The 257-nt window shown below is 45.5% G+C and carries 1 pseudogene; it reads right to left on the reverse strand.

What is annotated here, in order from left to right:
• Window positions 1–194, reverse strand: a pseudogene (locus Q4519_RS21910) (hypothetical protein); the annotation flags it as partial.
• Window positions 195–257: the final 63 nt, after the last annotated feature.

Here is a 257-nt window from a genome sequence, read left to right on the forward strand (position 1 = left end):
CCTGACTCAGAAGCCATCACCAGGAAATCATCTTTAGTAACAGTGTAACGTGATGGACGCAGAGCGTTACGGTCTTATGTTTCACCTACTTGTACACCGTCAGTGAAACAAACTGATGCAGGGCCGTCCCATGTTTCCATGATGTTCGCGTGGTACTGATAGAACGCACGACGGGCAGGATACATGTTTTTGTTTTCTTGCCATGCTTATGGTATCATCATCATTAATGCGTGTGGCAATGAACGGCCAGAAAATAT

It is taken from the genome of Motilimonas sp. 1_MG-2023, from assembly GCF_030547455.1.
In the GTDB taxonomy this organism is placed as follows: Bacteria; Pseudomonadota; Gammaproteobacteria; order Enterobacterales; family CBDFNC01; genus Motilimonas.